Raw genomic sequence first — 16167 nt, 5'->3', positions numbered from 1 at the left:
CGGCACTTTTAAGACCGGGCAGGTTTGACCGCCAGATTGTGGTTGACCTGCCTGATGTCTTGGGCAGGGAGGGGATTCTGCGGGTCCATATCCGCAAGATAACGGTTGACCCCAATGTTGATGTCAAGGTTTTGGCACGCAGCACCCCAGGCTTTTCCGGTGCCGATCTGGCAAATATGGTGAATGAGGCGGCACTTTTGGCAGCGAGAAGGGCGCGCACAGCGGTAACGATGCAGGACTTTGAGGATGCCAAGGACAAGGTTCTTATGGGTGTTGAGCGCCGCTCCCTTTTGATCAAGGACGAGGAGAAGCGCTGGATTGCCTATCACGAGGCGGGTCATGCCTTGGTATCAAGGCTGATTCCGGGAACCGACCCGATTCACAAGGTAACGATTATCCCGCGGGGCAGGGCCTTGGGTGTCACCCAGCAACTGCCTCTTGATGACAAGCGTATCTACTCCCGGGAATACTGCTTGAATCAACTCACGGTGATGCTGGGTGGCAGGGCAGCAGAGCAGATTGTCTTTGGCGACACCTCTACCGGTGCCAGGGATGACATTGACCGGGCAACAACCCTTGCCCGCAGGATGGTTACAGAATGGGGGATGAGCGAAAAGGTTGGACCACTCACATTTGGCAAGGGTGGAGAGGAGATTTTCTTAGGCAGGGAACTTGGTCTGCACCGGACATTTTCTGAGGAGACCGCCAGGCTCATCGACTCCGAAATCAAGCGGTTTGTTGACAGCCAGCTGGAAAGGGCGCACCGGCTGATAAGCGAAAACAAAGAGAAACTGGATGCACTGGCAAAGGCGCTTCTGGAAAAGGAGGTCTTGACCGGGGCAGATGTTGACCGGATTTTGGGCATTGGGGCAGAGGAGAATGATAAGGGTTTAATCCCGCCATTGTAAGGAGGCAGGATGTTTTCAGGCTGTATCACCGCATTAATCACACCGTTTAAGAATGGAGGGGTTGATATTGAGGGCTTAAGGGAAAACATCAGGTTTCAGTTAAGAGCGGGTGTCAAAGGGGTATTGGTTTGCGGCTCAACCGGTGAGGCACCCAATCTGACCGATGCGGAGACTGAGATGGTGATTGAAACCGCAGTTAGTGAGGCAAAGGGCAAGGTTAAGGTAATCGCTGGTGCCGGCACAAACTCAACCCACAAGTCAATAAAGCAGATTAAGCGGGCAGAGGCGTTGGGTGTGGATGCGGTCCTGGTTGTTGCCCCGTATTACAATAAACCAACTCAAGAGGGGCTATACCGCCATTTTCGTGCCTGTGCCGAGGCAACCGCTCTGCCCTTGATTGTCTATAACATCCCGCCCAGGAGTGTGGTCAATATCCTGCCCGCAACAATCGAGCGGCTAATTAAAGACTGCCCGAATGTTGTTGCGGTAAAGGAGGCGTCAGGCAGCCTTGACCAGTCCAGCGAGATCATCCAGAGATGTGCTGAGCGGGTTACCGTGCTTTCAGGTGACGACTCATTAACACTGCCCATCCTTGCGGTTGGTGGCAAGGGTGTCATTTCGGTTGCCTCCAATATCGTGCCTGTAGATGTGCAGGGGCTGGTTGACGACTTCCTTGCCGGCAGGGTTGAACAGGCAAGGATGCGCCATCTAAAACTGTTTCCATTAATCAAGGCGCTTTTTGTGGAGACCAATCCGATTCCGGTCAAGGCGGCAATGGCTCTCTTGGGAATGCCGGCAGGTGAGCCAAGGCTGCCCCTTTGCCCTTTAAGTCCGCAGAATGAGCCCCTCCTGCGCCAGGCGCTGAAAAACTACGGGCTCAACTTAAAGGAGTAGATGGTTAAGGTTGTCGTTGTCGGGTTTGGTGGCAGAATGGGGGGCGAGATTGCCCGGCTCATAAGCCTTGAGAATGATATTGAACTTGTCGGTGGTGTTGAAGCCCCATCCCATCCATTGATAGGAAAACCAGCAGGTTCTGGTGCGGTTGTTTCCGAACTGAAGGATTTGATTGAGATGACCGATGTGGTGGTTGACTTTTCTGTTCCTGAGGCGGTTGGCAAAAATCTCCTTCTCTGCGCTGATAAAAATAAGCCCTTTATCACCGGTGTCACCGGCTTGAGTGATAAAGAACTAAAGGAACTTAAGAATGCCGGCAAAAGGATTCCGGTGGTATATGCCCCGAACTTCTCCTTGGGCGTGGCGGTTCTAACAAAAATTTCCCAGGAGACAGCGCAACTCCTCGGTCCGGATTATGATATCCATCTGATTGAGACCCATCATAAGAGAAAAAGGGATGCACCCTCAGGAACGGCAAAGATGCTCGTTGAAAGGATTAAGGAGAGGATAGGGGAGAGGGGGATAGAAATTTTCTCAATCCGCACCGGTGATGTTGTTGGCGAGCACCGGCTGATTTTTGGTGGACCTGGGGAGAGGCTGGAGCTTGTTCACAGAGCAGAAACGAGAGCCGCATTTGCCTCTGGTGTTATCAGGGCAATCCGCTGGGTTGTTTCTCAGCCTCCAGGCTTTTACTCAATGGCTGACATTCTCAAAGACTAAATCGTCTCAATAAAAATCTCTTTATTGGTATACACGCAGACCGCTGCCGCCTGCTGAATCGCCTCGCGCGCAATCTCTTCTGCAGAAAGCGAGGTGTGCTTCAAAAGCAACCTGGCAGCGATTAAGGCATAAGGACCACCCGAGCCTATAGCAACAATCCCATCATCAGGCTCAATCACATCACCAGAACCGGAAACAACATAGGAATACTGCCGGTCCATAATCCCCAAAAGCGCCTCAAGCCGGCGCAGGACCCTATCGGTGCGCCAGTCCTTGGCAAGTTCAACAACCGCCCTGGGCAGGTTCCCAGAGAACTCCTCAAGTTTTGCCTCAAACCTCTCAAACAGGGTAAAGGCATCAGCGGTAGCACCGGCAAAGCCGACAAGAACCCTGCCATTGTGCAGTTTTCTTATCTTGCGCGCCGAGTGCTTGAGAATGGTCTCACCCAAGGTGACCTGACCATCTGAAGCCATCGCCACCTTATCATCCCGGCGCACGCCGATGATGGTGGTGTGATGAAAACCAATAGCCATCAAAATATTATACCAGCAACTATTGGTCTGTAAACATTTATTTTTACTGACATTGGCTGTCAGGGCTTTATATTACCAGCCTGTGGAAGAATAAGCCAGAAAAGCATTGTCTTAAAACGGATGTAAAGGGAAAAATAAATCAAGCGAACAAACCTTACGAATAGCGCCGACAAATCTTAGCTGTAAATAACCCCAAGGTGATTACGCTGAGGAGACGGAAGATGAGGAGGATTATAATATAAATATTTGAAATAAAATAACTTATGGTTGTTTATCCAATTCAGAAACCAATCTTAGATACGGTACGGGAGAGGATTCGGGGAGTAATTCAGGGGGTGACCCCCTGGGTGACCCAGGGAACGACCCCCTGAGTGATTCCCTGAGTGAATCGGCGATTCAGTTGCTGATTGAATCGGTAATTGATTCGGTGATTCACTAAGGGGGTGATTTACCCAGAGACTGCCTGGATTAATCGGAGGGTCAATCGGTAACTCAGTCCTGGTCTCAATCGGTAATTGATTCAGGGAGTGAATCTATAAGTGACTCGGGGAGTGAATCACCGAGTCCTATCCGGGGCGATAGTCAGGGGAGGGGATATAAGGGGATTTGGGGTGGTGTTAATCAGGCAGGGGTCGAATGATTTGAAGGGTCAATCCATTTGGGTAGTGAAGTTTTATGCTGAGAGATTGGAAGGTATTTTTATAATGTCAATGACTCGTGTTGAACCGAGATGGGAAAGGGCAGCTCGGTGCGATGGAAAGTTTGGTGAGGGGATGGTTTTTGCCCAATGATTGGTGATTGGTTTGACAACGGGTTTTTATTTGCTATAATTTTCTCTTATTTAAGATTACAGAAGAACCAAAAGGATAAGTTGATATGAGATTTGTATATTCCGACCGGTATCATTTCAATATCGGCGTTCATGTCTTTCCGACCGACAAGTATAAGATGGTGAAGGAGTCGCTGCTTGCCAAGGGGCTGGTACAGGAGGGCGATTTTTTTGAGCCGCCAGAGCCGGTGATTGATGACATCAGGCTGGTGCATACCAAGGATTATCTTGACGACCTCTTGAACCTGCGCTGGACATCAAGAACGGTCCGCTCTGAATTGCCCCTGACCTGGGAGATTGTGTTCGGGTTTCTCCTGCACAGTTCGGGTACAATCCTTGCCAGCCGTTTTGCCCTTGAGGATAAGATTGCGATGCACATCGGTGGCGGGTTCCATCATGCCTTTGCTGACCGGGCTGAGGGGTTCTGCTATATCAACGACATTGCGGTGGCAATCAGAAAACTGCAGTCTGAGGGCAAGGTTGAGCGGGTGGCGGTAATTGACTGCGACCTGCATCAGGGCAATGGCACCGCGCGGATATTTCAGGATGACCCCAGGGTCTTTACCTTTTCCATCCATCAGGAGCATCTGTATCCGATAAAGGAGCGCTCAAGTTGGGACATCGGGCTTGATGATGACGCCGGTGATGAGGAGTATCTGAGGCACATCCAGGAGGCGGTGCCCAGGATTATTGAGGAGCACAAGCCGGAGCTGGTGATATATGTTGCTGGTGCGGACCCTTATATGAACGACAAGTTGGGGACATTGCGTCTGACCAAAAGGGGGCTGGCATTGCGGGACAGGATGGTGATAAGCAACTGCTATAAGGCAGGGATTCCGGTTGTGCCGGTCTTGGCAGGCGGCTATGCCCTGAACACCGAGGATACGGTTGAGATTCATGTCAATACCGCGCGGGAGTGCCTGCGCGCACTCGGACAGTTGCCGCCAAAGGCAGCAGAGGAAAATAACATTAATAACAACCAGAACAGGAACGAAAAAACAGAGAAGTAAAAACTGGGTCTTTAGACCCTTACCCATAAACGAATGGGGCGCAAAATCAGGGTCTGTTTTTTGACATCATCCCACCCTACGGATTACACCCGCTTTCTTGACCGGGAGGCGCGCTCGCTCAAAATCGCCGGTTATGATGTGACCATCATCGGTCTGGGAAGGGAAAGCGGCATTCATTATCAAGATGGGATAAAACTCATCAGTGTCAAAGAGCATCAAGGGGTTAGGAAGGTTTTGACCTTAAAGGAGATTGCCCGAATCGCAATTGAACAGCGGGCGGATATTTATCACTGTTGTGACCCCTGGTGTTTGGGGATTGGATTTCTGATTAAAAGGCATCGTCCAAAGGTGAAGATAGTTTATGAGTCGTGCGAGTGGTTTCCGCAGATGTATCTTGACCGGAATGACTTTCCCTTGCCCTTGCGCCTTCTTGGCTGGCTGGTTGTCACCTGTCTTGAATATCGGGCGACTAAAAATGCAGATGAAATAATTGAGACAAACCCGTTGCGGGCAAGACGGTTTCAGCGCCGGGGCAGAAGGGCAAGGCAGGTTCCCAATTATGCACCCCTGGAACTGGTTAAAGAGCCTTTGAATAAAAGAGAGCCCTGGTTTGTTTATACCGGGCTAATCTGCCGTCCGAGGGGTTTTGACCGCCTGTTAAAGGCGCTGACAATGGTAAAGCCACGGTTTCCGAATGTGCGGCTCCTGGTCAGGGGGGAGTTTGACCCGCGTGATGACATTGAGACCTGGGCAAAAGGGTTTATCAGGGAAAACCATCTTGAGGAGAATGTCCGCTTCCTTGAAAGGGTTGACTCCTATGCCAAGGTTTTTGAAATCATCAGGCCCTGCCTTGGTGGGGTGATTCTTCTCCAGCCTAAAAGGGGCAATGACTGGACAAATCAGCCCAGTAAACTTTTTGAGTTTATGCTCGCCGGTTTGGCGGTTGTTGCCAGCAACTTTCCGGAGATAGCCCGGATTGTGAATGATGCCCGGTGCGGCTGGCTTGTTGACCCGACAAGACCAGATGCGATTGCGGCTGCGCTCAATCAGGTCCTGGAAAACCCAGAGGAGGCGATTCGCCGGGGTCTGGCAGGCAGAGGTGCGGCAGAGAGTAAATACAACTGGCAAAATGCGGAGAAGGTCCTGATGGAAATCTACGAGCGGCTCAGCGGTTGAAAGATGGTATATCTTAAAGACCAGGATATTTACCTTAATTCATTATTAAGACAGGAGGGGGTTCCTTTTGCGGTAGAAGAGATTGATGCCCGGGTTTTTATCAACACCAGGAACGGTCAGACCATTTTGAGCACAACCAGCGATTTGCCCAAAGAGGTTCTTGGTAAAAGGGTCAGGGTCAAATTTCTTGCTCCGGATAAAACCGAAATCTTTTTCAATACCGGGCTGGTTGACATCAACGCCTGGTGTCTGATACCAAAATCTGCCAACACCGGCAAAACGGACAAAGGGCAAAACTTCCTTTATCAGGGTGAAGACAACGGCTCTGGTCAATTGATTGTCCTGCCATTTGAACCGAAGTTCTTGCTTAGGCATCGGGGAACGAGGTTGAAGCGGTTTCTTGCGAGAGGCAGAAGGCTACCCTATGAAACGGTTGCCACTGCAGATAGGGGAGGGCTAAGGAGGCTTTTTGCCGGCTGCCTGAGGGCAATTCTGAACTTCCAAAACATTCCCTATCTCCACCTCTCCTACGTGCCCAAAGGGCATCGGTCAGTATTTGGCTTTCGGATTGATACCGATTTCAGTTCACCTGCAGAGATTATAGCCGCAGCAGAGATTGCCAAAAGGCTTAAGATGAGATGGACCTGGTTTTTAAGAACCGCAACCTTTACCAATGACATCGTTGATGTTGTCAAGGTTCTTTCCGGTCAGGAGATTCAACTCCACTGCCACCGGCATCTAATCTATCCCGATTTTGAGCGCAATTACCGCAACTTCTCTCAAGGTGTTGAGATTTTAAAAAGGGCAGGGGTAAATCCCAAAGGTGTTGCCGCACCCTATGGGATATGGAACGAAACCCTTGATAAGGTATTTGCTGAACTTGGGTTTGAATACTCAAGCGAGTTCGGTTACTCCTATGATGATGTCCCTTCCAGACCGATTGTTAATCAAAAGGAAAGCCCGGTAATGCAGATTCCAGTTCACCCGGTCTCCTTGGGCAGACTCGCCTGGGCAAAAATGGATGAAAAGAGGATGATAGAGTATTACCAGAGGGTGATTGATTTACAGATTGCCAGGGGAGAGCCCTGTTTTCTCTATGACCATCCGGATATGATTGTCCGCTACCCAAGGGTTATCACCGAGGTTCTGAAATATGGGCTTGAGCGGTGCGGTTCCTTTATGACACTTGGCGAATACTGCCGATGGTGGCAGCAGAGGGAAAGGGTCAAATACAGTTGCCGGTTTAATGAAGGGGAAATTGATTTAGAGGCGGCGAACGGGATATCGGATATAAATATTGTCCTAAAATATTTGGGAAAAATGGCAACTCTGCCATTAACCACCCAAAGGATAGATTTTGATGCCCTCAAATGGGAACCGGTTCTGGTGGTGCCATTTGACCGAGAGGAGATCAGGACAAAAAGCTACCCATTGAAACTGCGCATCCAGGAAATGGTCAGGCAAATCCAGAGGAGGTTGCAGATTAAGGGGGAAATGGTATAGTTGATGAGATGAAGGCTCTTTTTGGCTCATTCTCAGCGGTAACTTTGCTTGGCGGTGGTGTTGAGGTTCAGGTTCGCTCACTTGCCCGGGTTTTGAATAAACTTGGTGTTAATGTTGAACTTTTTGACCCGTGGAAAAGATATGACCTAAGCGAGTTCAACCTTTTCCACCTTTTTGGCGCCAATGTGGGCACATACCACCTTGGTCGGGCAATAAAAGGTCTGGGAATGAAACTGATATTAACACCGGTATTTTACAGCCGTCACCAGCCTGCCAAGTTAAGGGCAGCGCTAGCCGTTGTAACAAAAATAAGAAGATATGGCGGGTACTGGACCGAGCATCTCTTCTGCAAGGAGCTGTGCGGGATGGCAGACCTGATACTGGTTAATACCGTTGAGGAAGGAGAGCTGATTGCCCGCGGCTTTGACATTCCAAAAGAAAAAATCGGGGTTGTTCCCAATGGTGTTGAGGAAAGGTTTTATTATGCCCAGCCCGACCCTTTTATCAAGGAATACGGGATTAAGGAGTTTGTTCTCTATGTTGGTCACATCGGTATGGGCAGAAAGAACCTCCTGCCTTTGTTGCAGGTGTTAAAAAAGAACCGGATACCCGGGGTGATAATCGGTCCGGTCTTAAACAATGAATACAGCCAAAAATGCCTTAAAATTATTGAAGGGGCACCAAACCTGAAATTGATTCCCCAACTGGCACCAGATTCGCCGCTCCTCGAGTCTGCCTATGCTGCCTGCGACACATTTGTATTACCATCTTTATATGAAACACCAGGGCTTTCAGCACTTGAGGCAGGGCTGGCAGGAGCAAAGGTGTGCATAACCTGCTATGGTGGCACAAAGGAGTATTTTGGGAACTATGCCACCTATCTTGAACCAAAATCAGTTTCATCAATAGAAAGGGCAATAAAACAGAGCCTGAATAGACCCAAAACAAACGAACTTAAAGAGCACATCCGGAAAAACTTTCTCTGGGAAAACTGTGGTAGGGTTCTTTTGGACTGGTATACAAAGTTTTCAATAGGGGAAAGGGAATAAATTAAAGTTGACTAAAAGGGTTTAACAGGTTTCTCTATTTAGTTTACATAATATTTATTATCAGAACAAGGTATCGCTCTTTAGAATTTGAACCAGTTGGCTGCCAGCCCTCCTAAGAATGGCATCTTCCAGTACTTGCCGGTGGCGGCATTGATGATGCCCATTATCATCATAACAAGCCCGAAGATGTAGCCGATTGGCCAGATGACAAACCAGCCGATAAACGGTATTGCACCGACGATGCTGATCGCCACAAACCAGATTGTCAGCATTATTCCCTGTTTGACATGGAACTTGCAGAACTCATTCTCCTTCATTGCCAACAGCGGCACAAGCCAGAGAATCCCAAGATATGATAGCCAGGCCAGGCCTTTGCCCTTTTCCACATCATCACCGCTCTCTATCCTTTTTTCTTCCTCTGCCATTGACTCCTCCTTTTTAGGTTTTATTCATAACGGATGTGCAGCCGCTCCGCATAGGCTCCCAATACCGGAACCCGCCAGCGCTGACCCGCGGCTGCCTGAATGAAACAGTAAATTATCAATAAAATGTACAGAATTGAGATTGCGGTCCCGGCAACATAATGGACAAGCCAGGCGGTAATCTTAAAGATAAAGCCCAAAAGAATCATACTTCCCAAAACCTTGCCCAGGATAAAGTCAAGGATGTAAATCGCAACCCAAACAGTTGCCAGTGCGAGCAAAATTACCAGGCTCTGAATACCGTGAAAACGGCAAAAACCATCCTTTGGTCTGAGAATCAGGGGTAAAAAGAAAAGCATCGGCAGGTAGCCAATTGCCGACAGGATTCTTATCTCCTGAGATAAGTTCTCGCCTTCTCCTTCAATCTTTATTTCTGCCATACTTTGTGCAGGTATTATAACCCTTCCCTTCCTTTTGTCAACAACTAAAGCCAGCTGCTTAAGTTTATGTATATATACACCAAATTAGCGCTGTCCTTTTCTGTTAAGTAATTGAAATTTAAAATCTTATCTTGATACCAAATTTTCCGAGGGACAGCCCCCAGGGCAAAAATGGTATTGGTCATTACAATATTGCTTCTTTCCCCCATCAGCCGCTTGACTTATGCTGGCATCTGTTTACCATTAATTATGATGATAAAAGAAGTTGAAATTACCCAAGCGATTGTTGAGCGGTTTTTAGAAAAGTTTTTGGACAACCTTAAAACCGATGTGGCGATAGTTGGTGCTGGTCCTTCAGGTTTGACCGCAGCCTGGAAAATAGCAGAAAAGGGGCTAAAGACCGTTGTTTTTGAGCGGGCATTAAAACCTGGTGGTGGGATGCCTGGAGGTGGGATGATGTTTTCTGAAATTGTTGTGCAAAAGGAGGCGGTCGGACTTATGACCGAGTTGGGCGTCAGGCCCCTGGAACACAAACCAGGCTACTTTGTCCTTGACCCGCTTGAAACCCTTGGGGCATTGCTTGTCCGGGTTAGTCGTGCAGGGGTCAAGATATTTAACCTCGTCAGTGCTGAGGATGTGGTTTTGATAGAGCAAAGGGTTTGCGGTCTGGTGATAAACTGGAGCGCGGTGGAGATGGCAAAACTTCATGTTGACCCGCTCACGGTCTCGGCAAGAGCGGTTGTCGATGCCACCGGTCATGCTGCCGAGGTTGTCAACCGCCTTATTCAGAAGGCAAAGGTCAAACTCAACACCCCTTCCGGCGGATTCGAAGGCGAGGGACCGATGTGGGCTGAACGTGCCGAAAGACTGGTCCTTGAAAACACCTGTGAGGTCTATCCAGGATTATGGGTGGCAGGAATGGCTGCCAATGCGGTAGCGGGCGCGCCAAGAATGGGTCCGATATTTGGCGGAATGTTTCTCTCCGGACAGAAGGTGGCAGATGAAATCATTAACAAACTCAAAACTTGAGTTATTTATTACCGCAATTTTTCTTACGGTCATCTCCTGCGGCTACTCGACCCGCTCTTTGCTTCCACCCCATCTCAAAACCGTTGCCATTACCGCGGTAGAGAACTCAACAACCCAGCCTGGGCTGGCTGAGGAGTTAAGCCTGGTTTTGCCAAGGGTCTTCAATTCTGACCGCAACCTGCGGGTGACCTCCTTAGAAAACGCGGACCTGGTGGTTTCAATTACCTTAACAGGTTATTCAAGGACCGCAGCAGCCTATGATGCCGAGCAGACCATCTCCGCCTATGAAATCAGCCTCGCCGCCCAGGTGGAGGCACAAGACCAGGTCCGCAACGAGCCCTTCTTTTCTGGCACCATCAGCACAAGGATTTCCTACGAACCGGAAAGAAAATCTGAAGAGGATGCCCTCAGCGAGGCGATTGAAAAACTTGCCCGTGAAATTACCCGCCAGATTATCACCGCATGGTAATTAGTTCGGTCTCCCGTCAGACCGGTTCGGTAGAGTTGTTTGTGAACAGGTTGATCCTGGGAGGGGATGGTCTGGCAGAACTGGATGGTCTGAAGGTGTTTGTTCCATTTGCCGCACCTGAAGAACGGGTCAGGGCAAGGATTGTTTTGCGTAAGCGCGACTATGCGGTTGCGCAGATTGAAGAGGTGATTGAGCCCTCTCCCCTCCGGATTCAACCTGCCTGCCCTTATTATGGGCGGTGTGGCGGTTGCCAACTGCAGCATATCAGTTATACCGGGCAACTGGTTGTGAAAAAACTCTTGGTAAATGATGCCCTTCAGCATTTGGGCAAAATCTATGTCCCGGTCAAGAACATCAAATTTCAATCCGCGGAGTGGCGCTACCGCAACAAAACCCAGTACCCGGTGGGGGCGCAAAAGAACCTCTTAATCGGATTTTATGAAAAAAGGAGCCACCGGCTCATTGACATCTCTGCCTGTCTTTTGCATCCGGAGCTATTCGACGATGTCCGCCAGATTTTATACGAGGCGATTATAATGAGTGGTGAAAAGCCCTATGATGAGCGAGCACATCTCGGCAATGTTCGGCATATCATCCTGCGTCAGGGGGGCGACAATGGTGTTTTGGTCATCCTCGTCACCCGGACAAAGAAAATTTCTTCAAAAATAGTGGCGAGGCTGGCAGATTTGCCGCAAATAACGGGCGTGGTGCAGAGCGTCAATCCGGAAAGGACCAATCGCATCTTAGGTAAAGAAACGACACCACTTTATGGTAAGGATTACATCAATCAGGTCGTTTTAGGAAAGGGGTTCCGCGTCTCCGCTAAGTCCTTCTTTCAGGTAAACATATCTCAGACAGAGGAGTTGGCACGAAAAGTTATAAATTTTGTAGAACCATCAGGGTATGAATCTGTTGTTGACCTGTTTAGCGGTGTGGGGATGCTCAGCCTAATTATCGCCGATAAGGTGAAAAAGGTTATTGGCATTGAGATTGAACCCAGTGCAGTAGCCGATGCTCGGTTTAACGCCGAGATGCAGATGGCCAAAAATGTCCAGTTTATTGAAGGTGATGTGAACGAACATATCGCTCAAATTGACAGCGCTGATATTGTTATTCTCGACCCGCCCCGGAAAGGCTGTGATTTCGATACGCTTCGTCAGATCGCCCGGTTAAAGCCGAATACAATTGTTTATATATCCTGCAACCCTGCAACCTTAGCACGAGATTTGGTTGTCCTGGAGGAAATCGGGTTTACCTGTCAGGAGGTTGAGCCCGTTGATATGTTTCCCCAGACCGCCCATATTGAGGTAATAACAAAACTTGTCAGAAAGGGCTGATGGAAGTTATTTCTGGGCTTTTGATTCCTGAGCCGGAAACAGAGCCTTATCCGGGGAGAATGGTTTTTCAAGATGGTAGGATAGTAGCGCTCATCCCTACAGAGGAGGTGGTTGGTAGTTACTATATTTGCAGCGGTTTTATTGACAGCCATGTTCACCCCTTGGAAACAGGATTGGGGCTTTTTTATCCTGACCTCTCCCCTGCCAAGTCAATTCCAGATGTGTTAGAGCGCCTCTCCACAGCTCTTAGAGAAAAGGCGGATTCGCCAATCATCCTTGGATTTAATCTTGAACCTGAGCGCTTACAGGAGCACCGTTATCCCTATCGCCGGGAGCTTGACCGATTGTGCCAGAGAAAACCTGTTTTTGTTTACCGGGTTGATGGTCATTCCGGGGTTGGCAATTCAGAGGCGCTTAAATTACTACCAGAGACAGTAAGTGATGGTGTCGAACTTGATGGCGCGGGGAAACCTACCGGTGTTGTCAGAGGCCCTGCCTATGAGTCCTTGTCGACTAAACTCAAACGGCAACTGCCCAAAGAGATTGTCAAAGAGGCGTTTCAACTTACCTCACAAATCGCTGTGAAGAACGGCGTTACTACCCTTGCAGCTCTCATCGGCTCAAATGAACTTGGAGAAGAGGAATGGAAAACCCTCCTTGATGCCCTTGATGAGGCGCCAATAAGGATGGTGCCTTTTCTCCAAAGTTGGAATCCGTTTATCGCCCGGAAATTCGGTTTAGCCAGGATTGGCGGCTGTCTGCTCATTGATGGCTCATTTGGTTCCCATACCGCTGCTTTGACTAAGGATTATGCTGATGCACCTGGATACAAAGGGCTGCTCTATCATACTGACGAAGAAATTGTTGCATTCATCTCTCAGGCAACCAACCTTGAACTCCAGACCGCATTTCACGCAATTGGTGACCGGGCGATTGAGCAACTACTCAGATGCCATGAATCTTTAGTTGAAAATGGCTTTGACAACCCGTTACGCCATCGCATAGAACATGCGGAACTGTTGTCCTTAGAATTAATAAGGCGCATAGCGCAGTTAAAGCTCATAGTTTGCGTTCAGCCCGTATTTGAAACCACTTGGGGGGGGCCTCTCGGGATGTATGCTCAAAGACTTGGGGAACGCTGGGAAAATACCAATCCACTGCGGTTGCTTTTAGAAAATGGGATTACCGTTGCTGGGGGGTCTGACTCGCCTATCACGCCACTGGACCCTCTTAGAGGAATCAAGGCAGCAACTTCTCTGCCCAATGTCTCTCAGCGGATCAAAGGCAAAGATGCCTTTGATCTGTTCACAGCCAATGCCTCCTATTCTCTGGGCATTGAAAACAAAACCGGAATCCTCAAACCCGGGTTTGATGCCGATTTCGTTGTCCTTGATGCCGACCCAAGGGAAAATCCTTGCTGTCAGGTCCTCGCCACCTATTGTGCTGGGAGAGTAGTTTATCAGAAATGCAAATGGCGGTAGTTAATCAGGAACTTGCCCGAATCTTTGCCCGTATCGCCGACGCCTTAGAGTTAAAGGGAGAAACAGGGTTTAGGGTCCTTGCCTATCGCAAGGCTGCGCGGGTGCTTGCCGATTTAACTGAGGATGTGGCAGAACTGGATAAGGCAAACCGGCTGGAGACTATTCCTGGCATTGGATCCGGCATCGCCAAAAAGATTCATGAATACCTGACTACTGGCAAAATGAAAAAACTTGAAGAGGCAACAAGTGGACTCGAACCTGGATTATTCACACTTTTGGAAATTCCCGGGGTTGGACCGAAAACGGTCAAACTGGTTTATGAAAAATTAGGGGTAAAGGACCTTGAGAGTTTAAAAAGGGCCTTGGCTGATGGCTCGTTAGCAAAACTTCCGGGTATGGGTGAGAAGAAGGCAGAGAATATCCTCAAAGGTATTGAGACCGCGGAACATTCTAAGGAAAGGATGTATCTAAATGAGGCGGACGAACTGGCTCAATCTATCATCGCCCACCTCCAAAAGGAACCGCAGGTAAAAAAGGTTGCTGTTGCTGGTTCCTTGCGCCGTGGCAAAGAAACGATTGGTGATATTGATATCTTAGCAACTGGGAGCGACCCCAAGATGATTGTTCAACGCTTTATTAATTACCCCTTGATCAGACAAGTAGTCTCTGCTGGGGAGACGAAGGCATCAATCCTTGTTGGCACCGGCACCGGGGTTCGGCAGGTTGATTTGAGGGTGGTGGAAAGCGATGCTTTTGGTGCAGCTCTCCAGTACTTCACTGGTTCCAAAGACCACAACATTGCCCTGCGCTCAATGGCACAGAAATTAGGTTTAAAAATCTCTGAATACGGTGTTTTCAAGGGTGAGCGCCGTATTGCCGGAAAAACAGAGGTTGAAGTTTATCGAGCTTTGGGTCTACCTTATATTGAGCCAGAGTTGCGGGAAGACAGAGGAGAAATTGAGGCGGCAAAGGAAGGTTCGCTGCCCAAGTTGATAAAGTTAGAGGACATTAAGTGTGACCTTCATATCCATACCGATGCCTCGGATGGCAACTCTTCGCTTGAGGAGATTGTTGCTGCCTGTCAAGAACGTGGTTACTCTCATATTGCCGTCGCTGAGCATTCCGTTTCTGCAGGCTACGCGGGGGGGCTCAACGAGGATGAATTACTAAAGAGGTGCGATGAGATTGATAGGTTAAATTCAAAGTTAAAAGGGTTTAGGGTGTTAAAATCGGCTGAGGTTGATATTACCACCAGTGGCAGACTTGATTACTCTGATAAAACCCTTGCCCGGCTCGACTTGGTAATTGCCGCAATTCATCAGGCGTTTAGTAAGGAGGCAACTAGTCGAATTTGTTATGCCATCCAACACCCCTTGGTTCATCTTATCGCTCATCCCAGCGGTCGTCTTATTGGCAAAAGAGCAGGTTATGAGATTGACCTTGAAAGGGTGATAGAATATGCAGCAAGGTTTCATAAGGTCTTGGAGATTAACTCCTATTACGCCCGTCTGGACTTAAATGACATTTGGGCAAGAAAGGCTAAAGAGGCGGGTGTTTTACTGGCAATAAATACCGATGCCCATGCGGTTGCGGAACTGAACTGGATCCGTTACGGGGTCATCACGGCGCGGCGGGCATGGCTGGAAAAGGAGGATGTCATTAATTGCCTTTCCTTTGACAAACTTTTGAAACTTCTGAACAAAGTCGCCCCGCGTTCATTTTGATGGTTTTTGCTGAGAAAGCCAGTAACAGCCATAAAGAATCTCCCGCCAGGAACCAGCACTGTGCTCGCCTGCAGTGACAGCAAGCGTACAGGTTACACCCCAGGACTTTAACTCCCAGTAGAGCTGATAGTTAGCCATAAGATTCCAGTCTTGGTTTCGAGTTACAAGATAAACAAAATGGTTGTCGAGTAGTTCTGGCATTGCCAGATTCAAGGTGGCTTGATGAGCACAGACAGTTATCACCCCACGCACCAGTTCTGGATGTAAAAACATTGTTGCCAGCGCTTGCACACCCTGTCCGGAGAATCCGAAAAGATATATCCGGTTTGTATCAACCGGATAATATCTGAGTAATTTGTTTATTGTCTTAACGATATCCCCATCATTTAGATGAATGTCACGGTGATTTCTGCTTGAATGGCAGGTTGCTAAAATCCAGCCAAGAGAATCGCCAATTAAACGACAGGTATCCAAATCCTCTCTTGTGGCGCCGTTACAGTGGAGTAGAATCAACGCTGGTGCCTTTTTCTTGGCAACTATTGCCTGGGATGGGAGATAATAGCAATCGCTATCAGCGTCACAGCTGATGCTGTTAGGATTTGCTGAAAGCAAAAACAAAGGTATAAAGAGAACGCCAAGCATC

The 16167-nt window shown here is 48.7% G+C and carries 16 protein-coding genes; 12 read left to right on the top strand and 4 right to left on the bottom strand.

Annotated elements, in window-relative coordinates; translation table 11 throughout:
* The 3 genes from ABIK47_03010 to dapB all read left to right on the top strand — a co-directional run.
* On the top strand, positions 1 to 908 hold a 908-nt coding region (locus ABIK47_03010; protein MEO0019594.1), incomplete at its 5' end, for a cell division protein FtsH.
* 9 nt (positions 909 to 917) lie between these two features.
* The gene (gene dapA / locus ABIK47_03005; protein MEO0019593.1) at positions 918 to 1802 is read left to right on the top strand and encodes a 4-hydroxy-tetrahydrodipicolinate synthase; all 885 of its coding nucleotides are present in this window, start codon (positions 918 to 920) and stop codon (positions 1800 to 1802) included.
* Positions 1803 to 2522: a 4-hydroxy-tetrahydrodipicolinate reductase gene (gene dapB / locus ABIK47_03000; GenBank protein ID MEO0019592.1), complete on the top strand. Its 720-nt coding sequence runs from the start codon at positions 1803 to 1805 to the stop codon at positions 2520 to 2522.
* Here dapB and hslV read toward each other — a convergent pair.
* Entirely contained in the window at positions 2519 to 3055 is a 537-nt protein-coding gene (gene hslV / locus ABIK47_02995) for an ATP-dependent protease subunit HslV (GenBank protein MEO0019591.1), read from the bottom strand. The two genes, dapB and hslV, sit on opposite strands and share 4 nt — an antisense overlap.
* 876 nt (positions 3056 to 3931) lie before the next feature.
* On the opposite strand from hslV, the gene ABIK47_02990 reads away from it, so the two are divergent.
* Genes ABIK47_02990 through ABIK47_02975 form a run of 4 tightly spaced genes read left to right on the top strand, consistent with a single transcriptional unit; the run spans position 3932 to position 8622 of the window.
* Positions 3932 to 4894 carry a histone deacetylase gene (locus tag ABIK47_02990; GenBank protein ID MEO0019590.1) on the top strand — a complete coding sequence of 321 codons (963 nt, stop codon included), beginning with the start codon at positions 3932 to 3934 and terminating at the stop codon, positions 4892 to 4894.
* Positions 4895 to 4927: 33 nt separating this feature from the next.
* A complete protein-coding gene (locus ABIK47_02985) occupies positions 4928 to 6070 on the top strand; it encodes a glycosyltransferase family 4 protein (protein MEO0019589.1) in 1143 nt (380 codons plus the stop codon).
* 3 nt (positions 6071 to 6073) lie between these two features.
* Entirely contained in the window at positions 6074 to 7573 is a 1500-nt protein-coding gene (locus tag ABIK47_02980) for a hypothetical protein (protein MEO0019588.1), read from the top strand.
* Positions 7574 to 7581: 8 nt separating this feature from the next.
* The gene (locus ABIK47_02975; protein MEO0019587.1) at positions 7582 to 8622 is read left to right on the top strand and encodes a glycosyltransferase family 4 protein; all 1041 of its coding nucleotides are present in this window, start codon (positions 7582 to 7584) and stop codon (positions 8620 to 8622) included.
* Positions 8623 to 8702: 80 nt separating this feature from the next.
* On the opposite strand, the gene ABIK47_02970 is transcribed toward ABIK47_02975, so the two are convergent.
* The gene (locus tag ABIK47_02970) at positions 8703 to 9047 is read right to left on the bottom strand and encodes a DUF4870 domain-containing protein (GenBank protein ID MEO0019586.1); all 345 of its coding nucleotides are present in this window, start codon (positions 9045 to 9047) and stop codon (positions 8703 to 8705) included.
* A gap of 20 nt (positions 9048 to 9067) precedes the next feature.
* Positions 9068 to 9484, bottom strand: a complete 417-nt coding sequence (locus ABIK47_02965; GenBank protein MEO0019585.1) for a hypothetical protein — start codon at positions 9482 to 9484, stop codon at positions 9068 to 9070.
* Between the two features lie 249 nt (positions 9485 to 9733).
* Between ABIK47_02965 and ABIK47_02960 the strand changes: the two genes are divergently transcribed.
* Genes ABIK47_02960 through polX form a run of 5 tightly spaced genes read left to right on the top strand, consistent with a single transcriptional unit; the run spans position 9734 to position 15524 of the window.
* Positions 9734 to 10513 (top strand): sulfide-dependent adenosine diphosphate thiazole synthase, encoded by a 780-nt coding sequence (locus tag ABIK47_02960; GenBank protein MEO0019584.1) that lies wholly within the window; start codon positions 9734 to 9736, stop codon positions 10511 to 10513.
* The gene (gene lptE, locus ABIK47_02955) at positions 10485 to 10982 is read left to right on the top strand and encodes an LPS assembly lipoprotein LptE (GenBank protein ID MEO0019583.1); all 498 of its coding nucleotides are present in this window, start codon (positions 10485 to 10487) and stop codon (positions 10980 to 10982) included. Before ABIK47_02960 ends, lptE begins: the two co-directional genes overlap by 29 nt.
* Complete coding sequence (gene rlmD / locus ABIK47_02950; GenBank protein ID MEO0019582.1) at positions 10976 to 12319, top strand: 23S rRNA (uracil(1939)-C(5))-methyltransferase RlmD; 1344 nt, start codon at positions 10976 to 10978, stop codon at positions 12317 to 12319. Before lptE ends, rlmD begins: the two co-directional genes overlap by 7 nt.
* Entirely contained in the window at positions 12319 to 13800 is a 1482-nt protein-coding gene (locus tag ABIK47_02945; protein ID MEO0019581.1) for an amidohydrolase, read from the top strand. The genes rlmD and ABIK47_02945 overlap by 1 nt, the downstream gene beginning before the upstream one ends.
* Positions 13785 to 15524 carry a DNA polymerase/3'-5' exonuclease PolX gene (gene polX, locus ABIK47_02940; protein ID MEO0019580.1) on the top strand — a complete coding sequence of 580 codons (1740 nt, stop codon included), beginning with the start codon at positions 13785 to 13787 and terminating at the stop codon, positions 15522 to 15524. The genes ABIK47_02945 and polX overlap by 16 nt, the downstream gene beginning before the upstream one ends.
* Here polX and ABIK47_02935 read toward each other — a convergent pair.
* Positions 15516 to 16166 carry a hypothetical protein gene (locus ABIK47_02935; protein ID MEO0019579.1) on the bottom strand — a complete coding sequence of 217 codons (651 nt, stop codon included), beginning with the start codon at positions 16164 to 16166 and terminating at the stop codon, positions 15516 to 15518. The two genes, polX and ABIK47_02935, sit on opposite strands and share 9 nt — an antisense overlap.
* Position 16167 lies beyond the last annotated feature (1 nt).

The sequence above is a fragment of the candidate division WOR-3 bacterium genome, from assembly GCA_039801245.1.
In the GTDB taxonomy this organism is placed as follows: domain Bacteria; phylum Hydrothermota; class Tepidihabitantia; order Tepidihabitantales; family Tepidihabitantaceae; genus JAOABP01.
The sequence above is the reverse complement of the archived record's forward strand: the minus strand, read 5'-3'. Positions and strand labels throughout refer to the sequence as shown.